The following is an 18,556-nucleotide window of genomic DNA, read 5'->3' as shown; positions in this document are numbered from 1 at the left end:
AGTAGAAGCTGACTGATTGATCAGTCAACAGCAAAATTCATAGGGTAATCCCCTGCGCTCGGGCAGCTTGACCATGGCGGATCGGCTTGCCTATGCTACTGACTGTTCGATCAGTCAACACCATAAGATACGGAGACAGGACATGATGAAACTGAGCGTCGACGCCGCGTCGGTAGGGGATTCCCCGCGGACGCTCTACACAAAAGTCGCGTTGCGGCTCATTCCGCTGTTGATCGTCTGTTACGTGATTGCGTACCTCGACCGCATCAACGTCGGCTTTGCAAAGCTGCAGATGCAGGAGGAACTGGGCTTCAGCGATGCCGTCTACGGTCTCGGTGCCGGCATCTTCTTCATCGGCTACTTCCTCTTCGAAGTGCCGAGCAACCTGCTGTTGCAGCGCATTGGCGCCCGCCGGACCATCGCGCGCATCATGATCTGCTGGGGGATCATCGGTTGTTGCATGGCCACCGTGTCCACGCCGATGCAGTTCTACGTCATGCGCTTTCTGCTCGGCGTATTCGAGGCGGGCTTCTTTCCGGGCGTGGTGTATTACCTCAGCACATGGTTTCCGCGCAGCCGGCGCGGCCAGATCCTCGCGCTGTTCATGACCGGATTTCCGATTGCCGGGTTGATCGGTGGCCCCGTCTCGGGCTGGGCGATGTCGAGCATGGCGAACGTGGCGAACCTCGCGGGTTGGCAATGGCTGTATATCGTCGAGGCCGCGCCCGCCATCCTGCTCGGGTTCGTCGTCTGGTTCACGCTCGACGACAGTTTCGAGCAGGCCAGATGGCTCACCGCCGCCGAGAAGGATGCGCTGCGCGCCGCACTGAAGGCTGACGGAGAGCCTGCCCATTCGGGCGCCCACGGGCTGTGGCGCGAGGTGCTGACCGACCCCAAGGTGTACCGGATCTGCTTTGCGTATTTCACGTTTATCTGCGGCACCTACGCGCTGAGCTTCTGGTTGCCGACGGTTCTGAAAACAGCCGGCGCGGTCGACGTCGTGCACATCGGATGGCTGTCCGCGATTCCTTATGGCATCGCCGCGGTCGGCATGGTCCTGATCTGCCGCAGTTCCGACCGGATGCTGGAACGACGCCTCCACGGCGCGCTGTCCGCCGTCGTCGGCGCCATTGCCCTCGCGTTGCTGCCGACCTTTGCGCACGATCTGACGACCACGCTCGTGCTGCTTGCCGTGGCGTCGACTACGGTCTTCGTGACGCTGCCACTGCTATGGTCGATGGCGTCGGACTACCTTGCGGGATCACCCTCTGCCGCCGGCGCCATCGCGCTGATCAACAGCCTCGGACTGCTGGGGGGATTTGTGAGTCCATTCGTGATGGGCTGGCTCAAGACGTGGACCGGCACGCTTAACAGCGGGCTCTATCTGATGACCGGGTTGCTCGCCTGTGGCGCGGTCATGATGTTATGTGTGAACGTGAAGCGGGTGAGGATCGAATGAGTGAGACAGTGCCAGGCGCCAGCGTCACGCGCCTCGATGGCGATCGCTTTGTATCGGGAAGCGTCGCCTACAGCGCCGACCTGATTCCGGCCGGCGCGTTACACCTCGGCATCGTACGCAGCGCGCATGCCAATGCCTCGATCATCTCGATCGATATGACGGCGGCGCTCGACATGCCCGGTGTGGTGGCCGGACTGACCGGCGCCGAAGCCGCCGCACTGAGCGATGCAATGCCGGCGGCAATGGCGCTGCCGGCGGCCGGTGCGCGCGGGCCCCTGCAAAGCCGCTGCCTTGCCGTGGACCGGGCGGTGTATTACGGTCAGCCGGTGGCCGCGGTTGTGGCCGAGTCGGTGCACGCGGCGCAGGCGGCCATCGCGAAGGTGGTCGTCGAGTACGCGGTGCACACGCCGACGGTGAGCGCCCGTGACGCGCTGCGCGAGGGCGCGCCGATCGTACAGCCGGGCTGGGATACGAATCTGCTTCTGCGCGACCGGATACGCGCCGGCAACGCGGACGACGCCTTCGGCCGCGCCGCGCATGTCGTGAGGGGCGAGATGACCATCGCGCCATCGACCAGCGCGCCCATCGAGCCGCTCTGCTATGTGGGCGAGTGGGATCGCCGCGCGCAGCGCTACGTGCTGAGCGGCACCTTCCAGAATCCTCACACGAGCCGTTGGCTGCTGGCGGTTGCGCTGCGCGTGAAGGAAACACAAGTACGCATCGTGGCGCCGGCCATCGGCGGCACGTTCGGGCTGAAGATGGCCGGGCATCCCGAGGAAGTGCTGGTGGCGCTGTTCAGCAAACTGACCGGCAGGCCGGTAGCATGGGTCGAAGAGCGGAGGGAAACGCTGATCGCGGGGGCGCGCTCGCAGCACCATGCGTTCGAACTCGCGGCGGACGAGAACGGCAGACTGATCGGGTGGCGCGACACCATTCTGGCGGATGTAGGCATCATCGCGGCTGGCCATAGCTGGGCCATGGCGCTGGTGACGCCGGCCGTCTTCCCGACCGTCTATACGATCGGGAACTGCGATGTGGAGTGCGCGCTGGCCATCACCAATCATGCGCCATGGCAGGCCATTCGCGGATACGGGAAAGAGATCGGCAACCTCGTCATCGAGCGCGCCATCGATCTGATGGCGCGGCAGATGGGGATCGATCCCGTCGCGCTGCGCCGGCGCAATCTGGTTCCGCGCGATGCGCTGCCACGGTTGCTGCCGTCGGGGCTCAACGTCGATAGCGGCGACTATCCGGCTGCGCTGGAACAACTGTTGCCGCTGTTCGGCTACGACGCCTGGCGCGCGCGGGCACGGGAGACACGCGGCGACCCGATCCGGATCGGGATCGGCGTCGCGTTTGAATTGACGCCGGAGGGCGGAGCGCGCCCGGGCAACTTCCCAAATGGTTACGAGACCTCGACGGTGCGTCTGACGCCGTCGGGCGATATTCAGGTGTTGACGGGCGTAACGTCGCCCGGCAGCGGCAGCGACACCGGTATCGCGCAGATGGTGGCGGGTGAACTGGGCCTGCGGGTGGATCAGGTGATGGTCACGCAGGGGGATACCGATGTCACGCCGGTGGGCACGGGCAACGCGAGCAGCCGGGCATTGATGTACGGCGGCACGGCCGCGCTGCTTGCCGCGCGCGATCTGCGCGACAAGGTGGCGCAGTGTGCCGCCAACATGCTGGGCGGCAGCAAGGAAGACGTGCGGCTGCGCGACGGCTTTGCATGGTTGGGCGATACGGCGCACAAGGTCTCGATCGCCGACATCGCGCTGGGGGTACATCTGCGGCCGTTCACGGTGGCTGCCAACGTGGTGCTGCCGCTCGAGGTGACGCGCAGCTTTGCGCCGGCCAATGTTCGCGTGGAGCCCGACGCGCAGGGGCGCATCGCGACCTATCCGACGTTTTCCTATTCGGTGCACGCGGTGGCGCTCGAGCTCGATACCGAACTGGGCCAATCCCGCCTGCTCGACTATGCGGTGGTCCATGACTGCGGCGTCATGATCAATCCCTTGCTGGTGGAGGGACAGCTGCGCGGCGCGGTGGCCATGGGCATCGGTACGGCGCTGTGGGAGGAGCTCAAGTATGACGATGCGCATCGCATGATCACGGACCGCTTCAAGAGCTACCTGCTGCCGCGCGCCAACGACCTGCCGCCGATACGTGTGGGTCATCTCACCACGCCCAATCCGTTTCACCCCCTTGGCATGAAGGGCGCGGGCGAGTCGGGCGTGGGAGGCGCGCTCGCGGCGGTGTCCAATGCCGTGGCGGATGCGTTGGGTAGCGAGGGGTTGCTGGAATGCGTTCCGGCGACCCCCGCGCGCGTCATCGCGGCGCTGAATAGGGCGCTGAATAGGGCGCTGAACGGGAGCCATGCATGATCGGCGAGATCTTCGAGTTTCATCAGCCGGCCTCCCTGACCGAGGCCGCCGCGCTGCTGCGGCAGTTCGCCGGGGACGTGACCGTGCTTGGCGGCGGCACGATGCTGGTGCCGAGCATGTCGGCGAATCATGTGCGCTGGAAGCATGTCGTCGGCCTGTCGCGATTGCATCTGGATGCCATCACGCTGACCGGCACGCATGTGCGGATCGGCGCGATGACGACTTACGCGCAGCTGCTGGCATCGCCCATCGTGGCCGAACACCTGCCGCTGCTGCGCATGATGGCGGAACAGGTCACGGGTGGGCCGTCGATCTGGAACCAGGGCACGTTGGGCGGGTCTGCGGCGTTCGCCAATCCCGCGTCCGATGTGCCGGCTTGCGTATCGGCCCTGCAAGCCTCGTTGGTGCTGCATTCCACGGACGGCACGCGAAGCGTGGCGGCGGGCGACTACTTTCTCGGCGCGTTCCACACCGCACGCCGGCCCGACGAACTGCTGACGCACATCGAGATTCCGCTCTCGCGCGGCTCGGGCGTATGGCGTTATCAGAAGTACAAGGCGTGTGCGAGTTCCTGGCCCATCGTGACCGTGGCGTGTGCGGCGCAGCTAGGCGAGCAGGCGCAGGTCCGTGTCGCCGTGGGTGCCGCTACGCCGCACCCGGTGGTGGTGTCGCGTGCCCTCCCGGCGCCGCGCCACGATGGCGGCGATGAGTGGGTCGACGCCATCGTCGCGGAGATGGTGGCGCTGGTGGGCGAGGGCTGGACCGACGAACTTGCAGACGCTGCCTATCGTCGCGCGGTGGTACCCGCGGCAGTCAGGCGCAATCTGCGTGCTGTCATCGAAGAGGTGAACGCGTGAGCGCGACCCATATCGTTACAAGGACAATCAATCTGGTGCTGAATGGCGAGTCGCGCTCGGTGGCGGCGGATCCCCGCCTGCTGCTGATCGAGTTGATCCGCGACCAGCTGGACGCGAAGGGCGCCCGGGTGGGCTGCCTGACCGGGGACTGCGGCGCGTGCAGCGTGCTGCTGGACGGTGAGGTCAGAAAAGCGTGTCTGGTGCTCGCGGCGTCCATCGACGGCAACGATGTGCGGACGATCGAGGGCCTTGAGCACATCGGCGCCTTGCAGCGGGCTTTCGTTTCGCACAACGCGTTCCAGTGCGGGTTCTGTACCAGCGGCATGCTCGTCGTGGCGGCGGACCTGCTGGCACGGAATCCATCGCCCACACGCGACGAGATTTGTCATGCGATCAGCGGCAATCTCTGCCGCTGTACTGCGTACGAGCCGATCGTCGAAGCCATCCACAGTGCCGCGCACAATGAGGGAGTCAAGCCATGAAAGTCGGGGTAATCGGCCTGGGGGCCATGGGACGCGCCATGGCGCGCAATCTTGTGGCATCGGGCCATGACGTGAACGTATGGAACCGCTCGGGTTCCGATCTCGGGGGCGTGCGGCATGTCGCCACCGCGGCGGAGGCGTTTGAGGCCGACGTGGTGCTGACCATGCTGTCCGACGACGCGGCGATCCGCAGCGTGCTAGTGGAGCCGCGCGTGCTGGAGCAGGGTCGGGCCGGTACGGTGCACATCGTGGCATCGACGATTTCGGTGGCATTCTCGCGCGAACTGGTCGCGCGACATCGGGACGCAGGGGTCGCGTATGTCGCCGCGCCGGTGTTGGGGCGCCCGGACGTGGCAGCGCTGGGCGAGCTCAATGTGCTGGCGGCCGGCGCGCCGGCGGCACTGAAGACGGTACGGCCGATCCTGGAGGCGATCGGCAAGCGTATCTGGGACATGGGCGAGGCGCCGCCGATGGCGCATGCCGCCAAGATCGCCTGCAACATGATGATCACGATGGCGATCGAGGCCATGGCGGAAGCGGTGGTTCTCACCGAGTCCAACGGCGTGACAAGGACGCGGTTCTTCGACCTGATCCTCAATACGCTGTTTGGCAGTCGCTCGTATCAGGTGTACGCGGCCAATCTCGCCCAGGAGCGCTATGAGCCAGGCTTCAAGGCATCACTGGGGCTGAAGGACCTGCGTCTGGCACGCGAGGCCGCGGAGCCGTCAGGCAGGCAACTGCCGATGCTGGATGCGGTGCATGGCCAGATGGCCGGCGCCGTTGACGCGGGGCATGGCGATCGGGACTGGTCGATCATGGCCGACTACACCTTGAACGGTCCCGGACAATGCGGAAGTGCGCGCTGAAGAACGTACCGAAGAACGTACCGAAGAACGTACCGAAGAACGTACCGAAGGGCGTGCCGAAGGGCGTGCCGAAGGGCGCGGGTAGGGGCGTTCCCCATGCAGGCGACACAGTTCTCGCATCGAGCGCTGTGTCGCCGCGTCGTGCCGCGCGTTAGAACTTCTCCTTGAGCGCGTCGTCGAACTTGCCGTCGATCAGTACGTAGAGCATGCGCGCGGGCTGGCCGGAGCGGTTGCTCCATGCATGGTTCGTACCGCGCTGGATCACCACATCGCCAGCGGAAACCAGCACTTCGCTGTCATCGAGCACCAGATACACCTCGCCCTCCAGCACCACCGCGTAATCGACCGACTCGGTGCGATGCATGAACGGATGCCGCTGCGCCTTGCCGAACGTGGAAATGTTGTCGTTGCCGAACGCCTTGAACACTTCCGCAACCTGTTCGGGGCCCATGTTGCGCATTTCCTCGGTTTCGGGAGGAATCTCCGAAATGCGAAACACCGTGCCGTGCCTGGGCGGGTGAATCTGCTTGGGTCCGGTGGTGGGATCCGCTTCCGCGGCCGTCACGGCTACCGGCGCCCCTTCCGTTTTCCACAGCTCCACGGAGACATGTCCATGATGGGCGGGATTGTGCCGAATGGAGGGCGCGGTACGGTCTTCGAGAACGATCGCACGGCCATTGGCGTCATGGCCGGTGACGATACGCCGGATGACCGGATCCTGTGCGCGCCTCGGTGACTGATTTTCCATGCAAGTTTCCTTTACGTTGAAGGTGCTGATCGGTGGATGAGACGAGTGTAGTAGCTGACTGTTCGATCAGTCAAGATTTTGTGCTAGGTTACGGATCAACCAGACAATGCCAGTTCCTTTTGTTCTCGCGATGCGTTTGGCGCGGATACCCGCCACATTCCAGACATCGGTCAGTTAGCCGATTCAACGCGAGCTCTGCGGACGGTAACCTTCGGTAAGACCAACAGCGAGGCTCAAACATGATGCTCAATCCATCGCCAAATCAATGGCTACAGACATACTATTTTCTTCGGACGGCCGTTTCGCTCGTCTGGATCGCGCTTGCCGTTCTGGCAGGCACGCAGCAGCCGGCGTTCGGTGCGGTCTTGCTGGTCGTGTATCCCGCCTGGGATGCGCTCGCGAATTACCTCGACGCTAGCAAGTGCGGCGGGCTGCGCGCCAATCCTCCGCAGCGATTCAATGTCGTCGTGAGCGTGATCGTGGCCATCGCTATCGGGGTGGCCTTGACCGCTGGCATGGCTGCGGCGATCAAGGTGTTTGGCGCCTGGGCAATCTTCGCCGGCGTGCTGCAGCTGGCCGCGGCGGTCCGTCGCTGGAGGACCGCCGGGGGCCAGTGGCTAATGGTGCTGAGCGGCGCACAGTCTGCGTTGGCCGGTGCGTTCTTCTTCAAGCAGGCAAGTTCGGGTGCCCCGCTGAGCGTGGCGACAGTAGCGCCTTACGCGGCGTTCGGCGCCGCATACTTCCTGATTTCCGCGGTATGGCAAGCCGTCAGGAACGCGCGCCAACGGTCGGGATCGTTGGCGCGTTGATGCGGTAGATGGCATCCAGGCAAGGGCGCGCTCCCGGGGGCCGGGGAAGGTGGCTGCGGGATGTCTCAACCAGGCGCGATCTTTGCCGTGGCGTGAATGCTCGATCTTGCCGCGACGATCGACAGGACGGCGGCGACGATCAGACTGCCGCCGATGCACAGCATGGCGACGACCAGTGCCCTGGCCAGGGCTACCGGATCGGGTGAAGTCCCTGCGACACTGAAGAACACGCCGCCGATGATGGCGACACCCAGTGCCGCGCTGATTTGCAGCGCGGAGTTGGTGATGCCCGCGATCATCCCGGAACCGCTCACCGGCGCACGGTTGATGATCGAGCGCACCAGCGTCGGCAGTGCCCAGCCCTGACCGAATCCCAAAAGTCCTACGGCCACGATCAACGGAAGATGCGCCGGCATCTGTCCGGGCGCGCCAGCGACGAGGTAGGCGAGGAGGGCGCAGCCGGCGACCTCGAGCATCATGCCAATGGCAGGGACGCGGTCGCCGAAGAGGCGGATGGCCAGCGGCGTGGTCAGCGGCCCGATAAAGGCGCCGACCCCGAACGGCAGGAAGACCAGCCCTGTTTCCAGCGCGCTCATGCCAAGTGCTCCCTGGAGGTAGACGGAGAACGTCAGAAAGAAGGCAGAGACGACGTAGAAAAAGAGGACGCCGGTAAGCCCGCTCATCAGACCCGGCCTCCGGATCAGGTCCACGCTGATCAGAGGCACGCCGCCGCGGCGGGCATAGGCTACCTCATATCGGCAGAAGGCTACCCCGGCCACGGGGCACGCGATCAGCATGGCGCAGGCCCACCACGGCCAACCCGACTCTCGCCCCTCGATCAGGGGCACGATGAGCAAGCCCAGCGTCAGGGCGCAGAGCAGCACCCCGATCCGGTCTACAGGCGCCGGGCTGTCACCGCGGACGTCCGGTAGCAACGGGAGCCCGAAGATCAGGACGGCAATGACGACGGGCAAGTTGATCAGAAAGATGATGCGCCACTCCAGGTGAAAGATGTCCGCGGAGATCAACGCCCCTCCGAGCGCCTGCGCCGCGACGGCGGCCAATCCCACCGCGGCGCCGTAGAGGCCCAAAGCGCGCGCGCGCTCCTTCTCCGGAAACAGGGCGTGAATGGAGGCCAGTCCTTGCGGCGCCATGGCCGCGGCGCTCAGGCCCTGCAACACACGTCCCAGGATCAGCATGATGGGGGACGAGGCAAGGCCGCACATCACCGATGTCAGTCCGAAGCCCGTGACGCCGAGCAGGAAGATCTTCCGTCGGCCGAAGAGGTCGCCCAGACGCCCTCCGGTGATGAGGAAGACCGCGTACGCCGCGGCGTATCCGGAGATGACGAGTTGCAGTTCTGCGGCGCTCGTCTGGAGGTTGCTCTGGATCGACGGCAGGGCGACGTTCACGATGAAGAAGTCCAGCGGAGGCAGAAATGCTCCCACCAGCAACACCGCGAACGCCGACCATCGACGCGTGGAGGTGGTTGTCAAGGTTGTCGGGGTTGTCATATGCATGCGTCTCGGCGGCTGGGGATCGCGTCAGGCCGGACGGTCGAAGCGTTCCGTTCCCATGATGGGGTGCCAGTTCTGGAGCGGCATGGCGTAGTGCATGGTGAAGGTGCGCTCCACGAATGCCCAGCGGCCTTCGCGTCGCTGATAGACGTCGCGGTACTGGCCGCTCACCTGGAGCGGGCCCTGATCGACGTCGTAAAACAGACAGTCCGCCGCCACCAGGCCGTGGCCGTTGTCGCCGTCCACGGTGATCAGGGCATTCGCCATCCAATGATGCATGTGGGGCATGCGCTTCATGTTGATACGGGCCTGCGCCAGGATGGCCTCCAGGCCGTGGGAGTTGCCGTTCGCACCAAGCAGCAGTTTCGAATCGGGGTGCCAGAGCGTGGCCAGCAGCTCCATGTTCATGGTGTCGAACGCTTCGGCGTAGTTGGCGATCAGCGCATCGATGGCGAAACGGCTTTCGATGGCGTCAAGGCGTGCTTCAAGTTCTCGGGACATGAGGTATTTACGTACTGAGTGGTATATAAATGGAGAAAAAAAGAGCGGGGCTCGTGTGGCGATCCCCGCGCGCAGCTCACGATTTACGTATCGAGTGGTACAAATATAGGTGGAGGGAGAAGTCCGTGTCAACCAAATCCTGATCAATTGATCAGAAATTATGTATCGACTAGTATATTTATCTTTGTGTGACGGAGAGGGGCATGGTTCAGCGGGGGCGACCACGCACGTTCGACCGCGATGCGGCGATCATTTCGGCGATGTACCTGTTCTGGGAGCATGGCTATGAATCCACGTCCTTGTCGCAGCTGAAGGCGGCCATCGGCGGAGGCATCTCCGCGCCCAGCTTCTATGCGGCCTTCGAGTCGAAGGAAGCGCTGTACAAGGAGGCGCTGGAGCGATACATGGAGATGTATGGCAAGGTGACCCGCAGTCTCCATGACACGTCGCTGCCGCCGCGAGAAGGCGTGTTTCTGGCGCTGCACCGGTCGGCAAGGATGCAGACCGAGAGTGGTCACCCGAAAGGCTGTATGGTCGCGATGGGCATCGTCGGGGCCAGTTCCACCAGCAGCGAAGCCAGTGCCCAGCTGCTCCGCGATGTGCGGAGTCGCACGCGCGCCGGCTTCCGCGCCTGCGTCGTACGGGGCATCAAAAGTGGGGAACTGCGCAGCAGCACGGATCCGACATCGCTGTCCATCGCGCTCGACTGCTTTTTTCAGGGCTTGTCCGCACTCGCCCGGGATCGCGTACGGCAGGCCGTGATCGAAAAGGCCGTGGCCGACGCGATGGGGATCTGGGATGCCGCCGTGGACCAGCCGGCGCCCAGGTAGTGCCGGCGGGTCTGGAGCGCTCCATCAGCCGATGTGCGCGAGTGCGAACTGGCCCGCAGTCTTGAAGTACATCACATCGTCCTTCATGCCGACGGCCTGCTCGCGCAGCGCCTGTGCGGCTGCGGACGATTCCTCGACCAGCGCCGCGTTCTGCTGAGTCACCTGGTCGATCTGGGCAATGGCAAGACTCACCTGCTCGAGGTTCTTGCTTTGCTCGTCGGATGCCGCGGAAATCTCGCGGATGATATTCGAGACGTGGGCGATCGCCGTGCTGATCCGTTCCATGGCGGCGCTGACACCCTGGGCCTGCTGCGCACCGACTTGCACCTTGGTGGTGGAGGCCTCGATCAGCTCCTTGATTTCCTTGGCTGCGCTGGATGCGCGTTGCGCGAGCGAGCGCACTTCGCCGGCGACAACCGCGAAGCCTCGGCCTTGCTCTCCCGCACGCGCCGCCTCGACCGCGGCATTGAGCGCGAGGATATTGGTCTGGAATGCAATGCCTTCGATCATGCCGGTGATCTCGGCAATCTTCGTCGACCCGGCACTGACTTCGCTGACGGTCTGCACCATCGCGGCCACATCGGAGCGACCGGACTCCGTCATCTCTCGGGCACTGCCGGCAAGCGACGTGGCCTGACGCGCATGGTCGGCATTCTGATTCACCGTTTCCGTGAGCTGGACCATGCTGGCCGCGGTCTGTTCGATCGAGGCAGCCTGCTCCTCGGTGCGGGAAGACAAATCCAGATTGCCGGAGGCAATCTGACCGGCGGCGCTGGCGACTGCCACGCTGGCGGCGCGGATATTGCCGACCGTGCCCCCGAGCTTGTCGTTCATGTCCTTCAGCGCCTGCAACAACTCGCCGGTTTCGTCGCTGGACGTCACCACGATCTCGCTGGACAAGTCCCCGTCGGCCACGCGCCGCGAGACGCCGACAGCCACCGCCAGCGGGCGGCTGATGCTGCGCGTCAGGAAGTACGCACAGATGATGCCGAGGGTCAGCACGAGCGAGGCGAGCACGAACAGCAGCATGCGGCTCTGGGCGGCGACGCCGTCGATCTTCCTGGCGGTATCGTCAATGGACCGGCGCTGCATTTCGACCAGCTCGCGCATGGCGCCCTGATAGGCATTGGCCGCGGGCGTGAAGACCTTGTCCAGAATGCGCATGGCCTCGTCGACATTGCCGGCCGCCTTGGCTTTGTTGATGTCATCGCGAGAAATCAGGTAGGCCTTGCGCGATTCGCCGAGCTTGCTGAACAGCGCCTTCTCTTCCGCGGTGGAAAGCAGGGTCTCTACCTGCTTCTGCAATTCGCCCGAGCTCTTGGAGGACGCCGCGGCCTCTTCGGCAAAATAGGGACCCAGCGCGGGATCGCTGCTTTTGGCGATGGCACTGGTGCGTCGGATGCCCGATGCCAGATTGGCATACCAGTCGCCGATCAACCGCTCCTTCAGCAGCGGCACCTTCATCATCTCGCGCGTCGCGGCTGCAACGTTGTCGAGCCGGTAGATGGCGATAGCGGTAATCGCCATCGCAAGTACCAGAATCAAAGAGAAGCCAAGCGCCAGTCGCTTGCCAATCCTCATGTTAGCGATGAACGCCATCTTTCCCCCGTTTCCCATTTGGTGTATATCGCCACCAGAACGGCTGTGCGGGCGATGTCCTCAACCCGACTTCAGTAGGGTAAAGAATGGCTCTTCGCGGCATTCCTGCAACTGAGCCCTTTCACCTCATGGAACTTCACGAGGGTGGCGCCGTAGTGCCACGCTCGATCAGCGAGACCGGCATCTTCGTCTGGCCGGGATCGGTGCCATCCTGAAGCCAGCGCAACAACGCGATGGCGGTCTTCTTTCCCAGTAGTCCGCTTTCCAGCGCAACGGTGGTGAGGCCGGGCGAGATTTCGGCGGAGATAGGCAGGTCGTCGCATCCCACGATGGAAATCTGTTCGGGTACGCGGAGGTTCAGCGTGGTCGCCTCGAACAGGCAGCCAAGCGCGAGCACGTCGTTGCCGCAGAATACGGCGGTTGGCACGGCCCCGGAATGGTGCAGGATCTGGCGCAGCCCGGCGCGCCCGCCGGCATACGAGTAAGGCTGCTCGCATGCTGCATGCGACGGCACTTCCGCGCGCAGTGCGCGCAGGGTGCTGACGAATCCCTCGGTGCGCAGGCGTGCCCTGTCGTTATGCCGCGCGATGCCGGAAATCATGCCAAAGCGACGATGCCCGAGGTCGTAGAGGTACCTCGCCGCCATCGCCCCGATCTCGAAGTTGTCGAATCCGATGCAGGGATGCTGGTTCGAGAGTGCCCAGGTGATGATGGTGCGCGTTCGCGATTGCTTGAGTAACGACAGGGTCTCGGTTGCATGGTCGGCGCCGACCAGCACCATGGCATCGACCGCGCGTTCGGAGAGCGCCTTGACGACATCGGTCTCTGTCTTCGGATCGTAGTTGTGAGAGCCCAGCAGAAGCTGGTAGCCGGAGGCCGCCAGCACTTCCTGCATTTCCTGGATGGCGTGGGAGAAGATCGCGTTATCGAGGGTAGGGACCACCGCTGCAACCGTGTGCGAGCGTCCGGAAGCCAGGGTGCGGGCGGAGGCATCGGGCACGTAGCCCAGGGTCTCGATGGCATCCCGCACCCGGCTCAGCGTTTCTTCGCGCACCAGCGAGGGCGCAGACAGCGCGCGCGATACCGTCGCGGTAGACACCCCGGCAAGTCTGGCTACGTCCTCAAGTCTTGATTTCGGCACTGTATGGCTCCGCCCTCGAATGTCTAATTGTGACCGATATCTGCACGGGCGCGCCGCCCCTGCCCATCCCCATGGCGCGTGGCACGCGGCCTGCGGGAAAACCCTTTCTTGCCATTCCGAGCCCCGCAACTATCCTTAAATGTAAGCGCTTGCAGTGCAACCGTTCGTCGAAATATTTCAGCCTCTGCATAAAAATGAAAGCGCTTACATATGGATCAACACGAGGACCAAGCGAGATGATTGCGTACCTGAAGAAAGCGGAGAAGACGCCCGAGACGGAAACGGCCGCAGCCCGGAAAGTCGTGACTGAAATGCTCAGCCAGATCCAGGCCCGCGGTGAGGATGCCGTGCGCGACTATGCCCGGCAACTGGATGGCTGGGAGGGCGGGATCGTGCTGACGCCCGAACAAATCCGCCAGCAAACGCGGGACGTCCCCGCTTCGGTCCGCGCGGATATCGACTTTGCGATCCGGCAGGTCACGGATTTTGCACTGGCCCAACGCGCCTCGTTGCAGGAGTTCTCCGTCGAACTGCACCCGGGTGTGCTCGCCGGCCAGCGCGTGTTGCCGGTGAACGTCGTGGGGTGCTATGCGCCGGCGGGTCGCTATGCCCATATTGCATCCGCTTACATGGGGGTGGCCACGGCCAAGGCAGCCGGCGTCAAGACGGTGGTGGCGTGTTCCAGCCCGTTTCGCCGCCAGGGAATTCATCCGCACGTCCTGTACGCGTTTCAGGCCGCCGGTGCGGATGTCATCATGACCCTGGGCGGCGTGCAGGCGATCGCATCGATGGCCTATGGCCTGTTCACCGGCAAGCCCGCCGATGTGGTGGTGGGGCCGGGCAACAAGTTCGTGGCAGAGGCCAAGCGCACGCTTTATGGTCAAGTCGGCATCGACGTGTTTGCGGGCCCCTCGGAAGTCGCCGTGATTGCCGACGATAGCGCCGATGCCGCCATCGTGGCGAGCGACCTGGTCGGGCAAGCCGAGCACGGGCATGAGTCGCCCGCATGGCTCTTCACCACCTCGCGTGCGCTGGCAGAGCGTGTGATGGAACTCGTGCCGGTGCTGATCGACAAGCTGCCGCCCACTGCGCGTGATGCTGCCGGCGCGGCCTGGCGCGACTACGGCGAAGTGATTCTGTGCGACCGCCGTGAGGAGGTCGTCGAGCTGTCCGATCGCTACGCCTCGGAACACCTCGAAGTCCACGCGGAGGATCTTGACTGGTGGCTGGCCAACCTCACGTGCTATGGCTCGCTGTTCCTGGGCGAAGAAACGACCGTGGCATTCGGTGACAAGACCAGTGGACCTAATCATGTGCTGCCGACCAAGGGGGCGGCGCGGTACTCGGGCGGTCTGTCCGTGCACAAGTTCATGAAGACGCTCACCTGGCAGAAGATGACGCGCGAAGCCACGCGCCAGATCGGCCAGGTGACCGCCCGCATTTCGCGGCTGGAAGGAATGGAAGCCCATGCCCGTACCGCGGACGATCGCATGGCGAAGTATTTTCCCGACGCGCGCCTCGAGATGGGCGCGCCGGTCGAGGTGTAGTCATGAGCGGATCCACACACGGCGTCGCGCGGCCAGTACCCGATCTGTCCGGGCGCCAGGCGCTGGTAACCGGGGGCAGCTCCGGCATCGGTGAAGCGATCGCGATGGCGCTGGGAGCGTGCGGCGCACGCCTGATCCTGGCGTCCCGGGAAGAGTCGCGGCTCCGCGCCGCGGCGGCCGGACTGCAGGCGCACGACATCTCAGTCGAAACGCATCCATGCGATCTTTCGGATCTGGACGCCATTCCCGTATGGGCCGATGCATTGCAGCGCACGCACGGGCCCATCGACATCCTGGTCAATGCCGCCGGCATGAACCTGCGCGAACCGTTCGGCGCGGTCACGCCCGCGTCATGGCGGCTGCAGCTCGATACGCATCTTGGCGCGCCGTTCTTTCTGACGCAGGCGCTGACGCCTGCCATGAAGGCGCGCGGGTGGGGGCGCATCTTGAACATCGCCTCACTGCAGTCCTATCGCGCCTTTGCCAACAGCGCGCCCTACGGCGCCGCCAAGGGCGGCATCGTGCAACTTACGCGCGCCATTGCCGAGGCGTGGTCGCCGTATGGCATCACGTGCAACGCGATTGGGCCCGGGTTCTTTCCGACGGCGCTCACGGGCCCTGTCTTTGCGGACGAGACGCTGGCACAGCATCACGCGAGCCGCACCTGTGTGGGGCGCAACGGCGCGCTGGCGGATCTGCATGGGCTGGCGGCGTTCCTTGCCAGTGACATGGCCGCATACATTACCGGGCAGACCTTCATGGTGGACGGAGGCTATACCGCCCGATAAACGCATCCAGTAAAACCGATGATGGCGCGCGACGTAACTGTGGCCGCCGTCCCACACCGGAAATAGAGCGCAGCCAGTGCGCCACCGGGCGAGACTTCACAGGAGACAAACATGACCAGCCAGACAACGACGCCGCAGTCCGCCAGGAATGCGCGACGCAAGCTGCGGCAAGTCGTCACGTCGAGCACGATCGGCGCGATGGTGGAGTGGTACGACTTCTTTCTGTATGGCGTGGTGGCGGGCCTGGTCTTCAACAAGCTCTACTTTCCGTCGGATGATCCCGTGGTCGGCACGCTGCTGGCCTACGCGACGTTTGCGGCCGGCTTCGTTGCGCGGCCATTGGGCGGCATCATCTTCGGGCATTTCGGCGATACGCTCGGACGCAAGAAGATGCTCGTGCTGACGCTGATGATCATGGGCGTGGCCACCACGGCCATCGGCCTGATTCCGACCTACAGCCAGATCGGCATATGGGCGCCGATCCTGCTGCTGCTGTGTCGCGTCGCGCAAGGCATCGGCCTGGGAGGCGAGTGGGGCGGGGCGGTCCTGATGACCTTCGAGAGCGCGCCAAGCGGACGCCGCGGGTTCTTCGCCAGCCTGCCACAGACGGGTATGTCGCTGGGCCTCGTCATGGCCAGCGGGGTGATCGTCGTATTGTCGCTGCTGCTGTCGGACGCGGATTTCCTGGCCTGGGGATGGCGCATTGCCTTCCTGCTGAGCGCCGCGATGGTCCTGATCGGCTCTTACATGCGTACCCACGTGGAAGAGTCCCCGGAGTTCGAGACCGTCAAGCATAGTCGCGAAAAGCCCTCCGGTCTGCCGTTCCTGGCCATGTTGCGTCGCTACCCGGGTGTTGTCCTTGCCTGTATGGGCGCGCGTTTCATCGACGGTGTCTTCTTCAATGTGTTCGGCGTGTTCTCGCTCTCGTATCTGACCCAGACGCTGAAGCTGTCGCGTGACGATGCATTGCTGGGCGTACTGATCGGCGCCTTTCTGATGACGTTCTTCATTCCGCTCTGGGGCGCTGTCTCCGACCGCCTGGGACGGCCCATGGTGTATGGCACCGGCGCACTGCTGGCCGGGCTCTCCGCATTCCCGGCCTTCTGGCTGATGCAGAACTCCGGCGGCAATGTCTGGCTGGTCTGGGCCGCGATCATCATCCCGTTCGGGATTTTCCATGCGGCCGTGTTCGGGACCATGTCCTCGATGTTCTCGGAGGTATTCGATCCCAGCGTGCGGTACACAGGCATCTCCTTCGTGTACCAGTTTGCCGGCGTCTTCGCCAGCGGCCTGACGCCCATGATCGCCACCTGGTTGAATGCCAAGGCCGGCGGACAGCCCTGGTATCTGTGCGCCTATGTACTGGCGATCGGCCTCATGAGCGCCGGGTGCACGATGTGGATCGCGAACCGCGCCACCAGCCAGGATGCCGTCGGACTGGCGCCATCGAAGACCTGAAGGCGCCTCTCTCCATGCGGCTGCCCACTACCACCAGCGCCAATCGCGCACGCACACCAACGGAAAGAAATCGATGAAAGCCGTCGTCTATACACAGCCCGATGCCGTCGCGGTACTGGAACGCGAGATGCCCGCCCTGGTGCCCGGTGAGGTTCTGTTGCGCATCGACGCCAGCGGCATATGCGGCTCCGATCTGCATGCGTACCATGGCCACGATCCGCGCCGCAAGCCGGGCCTGGTGCTGGGTCACGAGTTCGCCGGCACCGTCGTCGCTTCGTCGGACGAATCTCGCCTGCCGGTGGGTCGCCGCGTCACGGCGAACCCGCTGGTCACCTGCGGGCATTGTGACTACTGCCTGCAAGGTCGCGACAATCTCTGCGCAAACAGGGGCATGGTGGGCATGAGTCGGCCCGGCGCACTGTCGGAATATCTCGCGATCCCCATGCGTTGCGCGATTGCCATCCCGGGGGAGCTGCCCAGTGTGAGCGCCGCATTGACAGAACCCGCGGCCACGGCGCTGCATGCCGTCAACCTGACCATGCGGGCCATGAGCCGGCCCTTGCCTGAAGCGCGGGTGCTGATCATCGGCGGAGGCGCCATCGGGATGTTGACGGGCGCGTTGGTCGGCGCGTATGGCTGCCGGAGCCTGGCCGTGGCGGAAACCAACGCTTTGCGGCGCGCATCGGTCAGGCGCCATCTGGCGTGCGAGGTCCTGGATCCGACCGCGAATGCGCCGGCGGAGTCGAGCTTCGATGTGGTTATCGACGCGGTTGGCGCGGCACCCACACGCCATCTTGCGCTGGCAGCCACGCGGCCGGGCGGCGTGATCATGCATATCGGCCTGCAAGCGTGGTCCAGTGAGATAGACATGCGCAAGCTTACGCTCGCCGAAATCACGCTGCTCGGTACCTACACCTATACGATGGCGGATATGCATGCCACCGTCCGTGCGCTGGCAAGCGGCAGCTTCGGCTCGCTCGAGTGGGTGGAAACACGCGCCCTGACGGACGCCCCGAGCGCTTTCGCCGACCTGGCTGCCGGGCGCGTCGCGGCCGGAAAGGTCGTGCTGCTACCGCAGCAGGACTGAGTCTCGCCCGGGATCGCTCGACGCGTTCGTACCGCGATTCCGCAAGGGCGGCAGCGCGCTCGCCGCCCTCGCGCCTGCGCGCAAAGGCAGATGCCACCGTCGCGCAGCCAAGCGCCGACAGAAGCCCGTTCGGGCGCAGCATAGGGGCAACCCCACGCCAGTCGGGGAGCGGCCCCCGTCGCGGTCCACATTGGCCGCGATCCAATCCACTTTCTGAAAAATGGCTCTATTCCCCCAGAACCGCTAATAACGGCGGGCGGCGTATCAACCTTTAGGGGAACTAGCTGAACTGCTATTGCCGGTGCGGGATTCGGATAAGTATGCTTTGGTGAGTCAGTATTAAATCTATTTAATTTAAATTCTCCAAAAAAATAAAGAGCGGCAGCCAAGCCGCGTTGTGTTGCTTCAACGGGCAACCGGGGTTTGACGGTGGTGCGCTTTTCCATGGAAAACGCGTTTGCCATCGTCCCGCCCCAATCACAT

16 protein-coding genes are annotated in these 18,556 nt (G+C 64.2%); 11 read left to right on the top strand and 5 right to left on the bottom strand.

Annotation, left to right across the window (positions count from 1 at the left end):
* Positions 1-142 precede the first annotated feature (142 nt).
* The 5 genes from DFLDMN_RS06310 to DFLDMN_RS06290 are packed head-to-tail and all read left to right on the top strand — an operon-like array spanning position 143 to position 6,048.
* Entirely contained in the window at positions 143-1,459 is a 1,317-nt protein-coding gene (locus tag DFLDMN_RS06310; protein WP_423198339.1) for an MFS transporter, read from the top strand.
* Positions 1,456-3,843 carry a xanthine dehydrogenase family protein molybdopterin-binding subunit gene (locus DFLDMN_RS06305; protein WP_423197615.1) on the top strand — a complete coding sequence of 796 codons (2,388 nt, stop codon included), beginning with the start codon at positions 1,456-1,458 and terminating at the stop codon, positions 3,841-3,843. The genes DFLDMN_RS06310 and DFLDMN_RS06305 overlap by 4 nt, the downstream gene beginning before the upstream one ends.
* Entirely contained in the window at positions 3,840-4,700 is an 861-nt protein-coding gene (locus DFLDMN_RS06300; protein WP_423197614.1) for an FAD binding domain-containing protein, read from the top strand. The genes DFLDMN_RS06305 and DFLDMN_RS06300 overlap by 4 nt, the downstream gene beginning before the upstream one ends.
* Complete coding sequence (locus tag DFLDMN_RS06295) at positions 4,697-5,182, top strand: (2Fe-2S)-binding protein (protein WP_423197613.1); 486 nt, start codon at positions 4,697-4,699, stop codon at positions 5,180-5,182. Before DFLDMN_RS06300 ends, DFLDMN_RS06295 begins: the two co-directional genes overlap by 4 nt.
* Positions 5,179-6,048, top strand: a complete 870-nt coding sequence (locus tag DFLDMN_RS06290; protein WP_423197612.1) for an NAD(P)-dependent oxidoreductase — start codon at positions 5,179-5,181, stop codon at positions 6,046-6,048. Before DFLDMN_RS06295 ends, DFLDMN_RS06290 begins: the two co-directional genes overlap by 4 nt.
* A 151-nt stretch (positions 6,049-6,199) precedes the next feature.
* On the opposite strand, the gene DFLDMN_RS06285 is transcribed toward DFLDMN_RS06290, so the two are convergent.
* Positions 6,200-6,796 (bottom strand): cupin domain-containing protein, encoded by a 597-nt coding sequence (locus tag DFLDMN_RS06285; RefSeq protein ID WP_423197611.1) that lies wholly within the window; start codon positions 6,794-6,796, stop codon positions 6,200-6,202.
* A gap of 239 nt (positions 6,797-7,035) precedes the next feature.
* Between DFLDMN_RS06285 and DFLDMN_RS06280 the strand changes: the two genes are divergently transcribed.
* Complete coding sequence (locus DFLDMN_RS06280) at positions 7,036-7,605, top strand: DUF308 domain-containing protein (RefSeq protein WP_423197610.1); 570 nt, start codon at positions 7,036-7,038, stop codon at positions 7,603-7,605.
* Positions 7,606-7,670: 65 nt separating this feature from the next.
* On the opposite strand, the gene DFLDMN_RS06275 is transcribed toward DFLDMN_RS06280, so the two are convergent.
* The gene (locus DFLDMN_RS06275) at positions 7,671-9,119 is read right to left on the bottom strand and encodes an MFS transporter (RefSeq protein ID WP_423197609.1); all 1,449 of its coding nucleotides are present in this window, start codon (positions 9,117-9,119) and stop codon (positions 7,671-7,673) included.
* Positions 9,120-9,149: 30 nt separating this feature from the next.
* A complete protein-coding gene (locus tag DFLDMN_RS06270; protein ID WP_423197608.1) occupies positions 9,150-9,623 on the bottom strand; it encodes a nuclear transport factor 2 family protein in 474 nt (157 codons plus the stop codon).
* 260 nt (positions 9,624-9,883) lie between these two features.
* On the opposite strand from DFLDMN_RS06270, the gene DFLDMN_RS06265 reads away from it, so the two are divergent.
* On the top strand, positions 9,884-10,453 hold the full coding sequence (locus tag DFLDMN_RS06265) for a TetR/AcrR family transcriptional regulator (protein ID WP_423197607.1): 570 nt from the start codon (positions 9,884-9,886) through the stop codon (positions 10,451-10,453).
* A 24-nt stretch (positions 10,454-10,477) separates the two neighbouring features.
* Here DFLDMN_RS06265 and DFLDMN_RS06260 read toward each other — a convergent pair whose 3' ends face one another.
* Together DFLDMN_RS06260 and DFLDMN_RS06255 are read right to left on the bottom strand one after the other, a co-directional pair.
* Positions 10,478-12,034, bottom strand: a complete 1,557-nt coding sequence (locus DFLDMN_RS06260; protein WP_423198338.1) for a methyl-accepting chemotaxis protein — start codon at positions 12,032-12,034, stop codon at positions 10,478-10,480.
* Positions 12,035-12,188: 154 nt separating this feature from the next.
* Positions 12,189-13,193, bottom strand: coding sequence for a LacI family DNA-binding transcriptional regulator (locus DFLDMN_RS06255; protein ID WP_423197606.1), 1,005 nt, complete (start codon positions 13,191-13,193; stop codon positions 12,189-12,191).
* A 236-nt stretch (positions 13,194-13,429) separates the two neighbouring features.
* Between DFLDMN_RS06255 and hisD the strand changes: the two genes are divergently transcribed.
* The 4 genes from hisD to DFLDMN_RS06235 all read left to right on the top strand — a co-directional run bounded on the left by hisD (position 13,430) and on the right by DFLDMN_RS06235 (position 18,073).
* Entirely contained in the window at positions 13,430-14,740 is a 1,311-nt protein-coding gene (gene hisD / locus DFLDMN_RS06250) for a histidinol dehydrogenase (protein WP_423198337.1), read from the top strand.
* Between the two features lie 2 nt (positions 14,741-14,742).
* Entirely contained in the window at positions 14,743-15,528 is a 786-nt protein-coding gene (hpsO, locus tag DFLDMN_RS06245) for a (S)-sulfopropanediol 2-dehydrogenase HpsO (protein ID WP_423197605.1), read from the top strand.
* Positions 15,529-15,639: 111 nt separating this feature from the next.
* Complete coding sequence (locus tag DFLDMN_RS06240; protein ID WP_423197604.1) at positions 15,640-16,986, top strand: MFS transporter; 1,347 nt, start codon at positions 15,640-15,642, stop codon at positions 16,984-16,986.
* 73 nt (positions 16,987-17,059) lie between these two features.
* Entirely contained in the window at positions 17,060-18,073 is a 1,014-nt protein-coding gene (locus DFLDMN_RS06235; RefSeq protein WP_423197603.1) for an alcohol dehydrogenase catalytic domain-containing protein, read from the top strand.
* The last annotated feature ends 483 nt before the right edge of the window (positions 18,074-18,556 follow it).

Origin of the sequence: Cupriavidus sp. H19C3 (assembly GCF_049393815.1) — a bacterium.
Taxonomy (GTDB): Bacteria; Pseudomonadota; Gammaproteobacteria; order Burkholderiales; family Burkholderiaceae; genus Cupriavidus.
This window is presented reverse-complemented; position numbering and strand designations above follow the sequence as displayed.

What these genes read in the sequence shown, in the direction of transcription:
- DFLDMN_RS06275 (WP_423197609.1), bottom strand. Translation starts at nt 9,119, where the DNA reads ATGACAACCCCGACAACCTTGACAACCACCTCCACGCGTCGATGGTCG.
- DFLDMN_RS06270 (WP_423197608.1), bottom strand. Translation starts at nt 9,623, where the DNA reads ATGTCCCGAGAACTTGAAGCACGCCTTGACGCCATCGAAAGCCGTTTC.
- DFLDMN_RS06280 (WP_423197610.1), top strand. Translation starts at nt 7,036, where the DNA reads ATGATGCTCAATCCATCGCCAAATCAATGGCTACAGACATACTATTTT.
- DFLDMN_RS06240 (WP_423197604.1), top strand. Translation starts at nt 15,640, where the DNA reads ATGACCAGCCAGACAACGACGCCGCAGTCCGCCAGGAATGCGCGACGC.
- hisD (WP_423198337.1), top strand. Translation starts at nt 13,430, where the DNA reads ATGATTGCGTACCTGAAGAAAGCGGAGAAGACGCCCGAGACGGAAACG.
- DFLDMN_RS06310 (WP_423198339.1), top strand. Translation starts at nt 143, where the DNA reads ATGATGAAACTGAGCGTCGACGCCGCGTCGGTAGGGGATTCCCCGCGG.
- DFLDMN_RS06300 (WP_423197614.1), top strand. Translation starts at nt 3,840, where the DNA reads ATGATCGGCGAGATCTTCGAGTTTCATCAGCCGGCCTCCCTGACCGAG.
- DFLDMN_RS06290 (WP_423197612.1), top strand. Translation starts at nt 5,179, where the DNA reads ATGAAAGTCGGGGTAATCGGCCTGGGGGCCATGGGACGCGCCATGGCG.
- DFLDMN_RS06265 (WP_423197607.1), top strand. Translation starts at nt 9,884, where the DNA reads ATGTACCTGTTCTGGGAGCATGGCTATGAATCCACGTCCTTGTCGCAG.
- DFLDMN_RS06235 (WP_423197603.1), top strand. Translation starts at nt 17,060, where the DNA reads ATGAAAGCCGTCGTCTATACACAGCCCGATGCCGTCGCGGTACTGGAA.
- DFLDMN_RS06260 (WP_423198338.1), bottom strand. Translation starts at nt 12,034, where the DNA reads ATGAGGATTGGCAAGCGACTGGCGCTTGGCTTCTCTTTGATTCTGGTA.
- DFLDMN_RS06285 (WP_423197611.1), bottom strand. Translation starts at nt 6,796, where the DNA reads ATGGAAAATCAGTCACCGAGGCGCGCACAGGATCCGGTCATCCGGCGT.
- DFLDMN_RS06305 (WP_423197615.1), top strand. Translation starts at nt 1,456, where the DNA reads ATGAGTGAGACAGTGCCAGGCGCCAGCGTCACGCGCCTCGATGGCGAT.
- hpsO (WP_423197605.1), top strand. Translation starts at nt 14,743, where the DNA reads ATGAGCGGATCCACACACGGCGTCGCGCGGCCAGTACCCGATCTGTCC.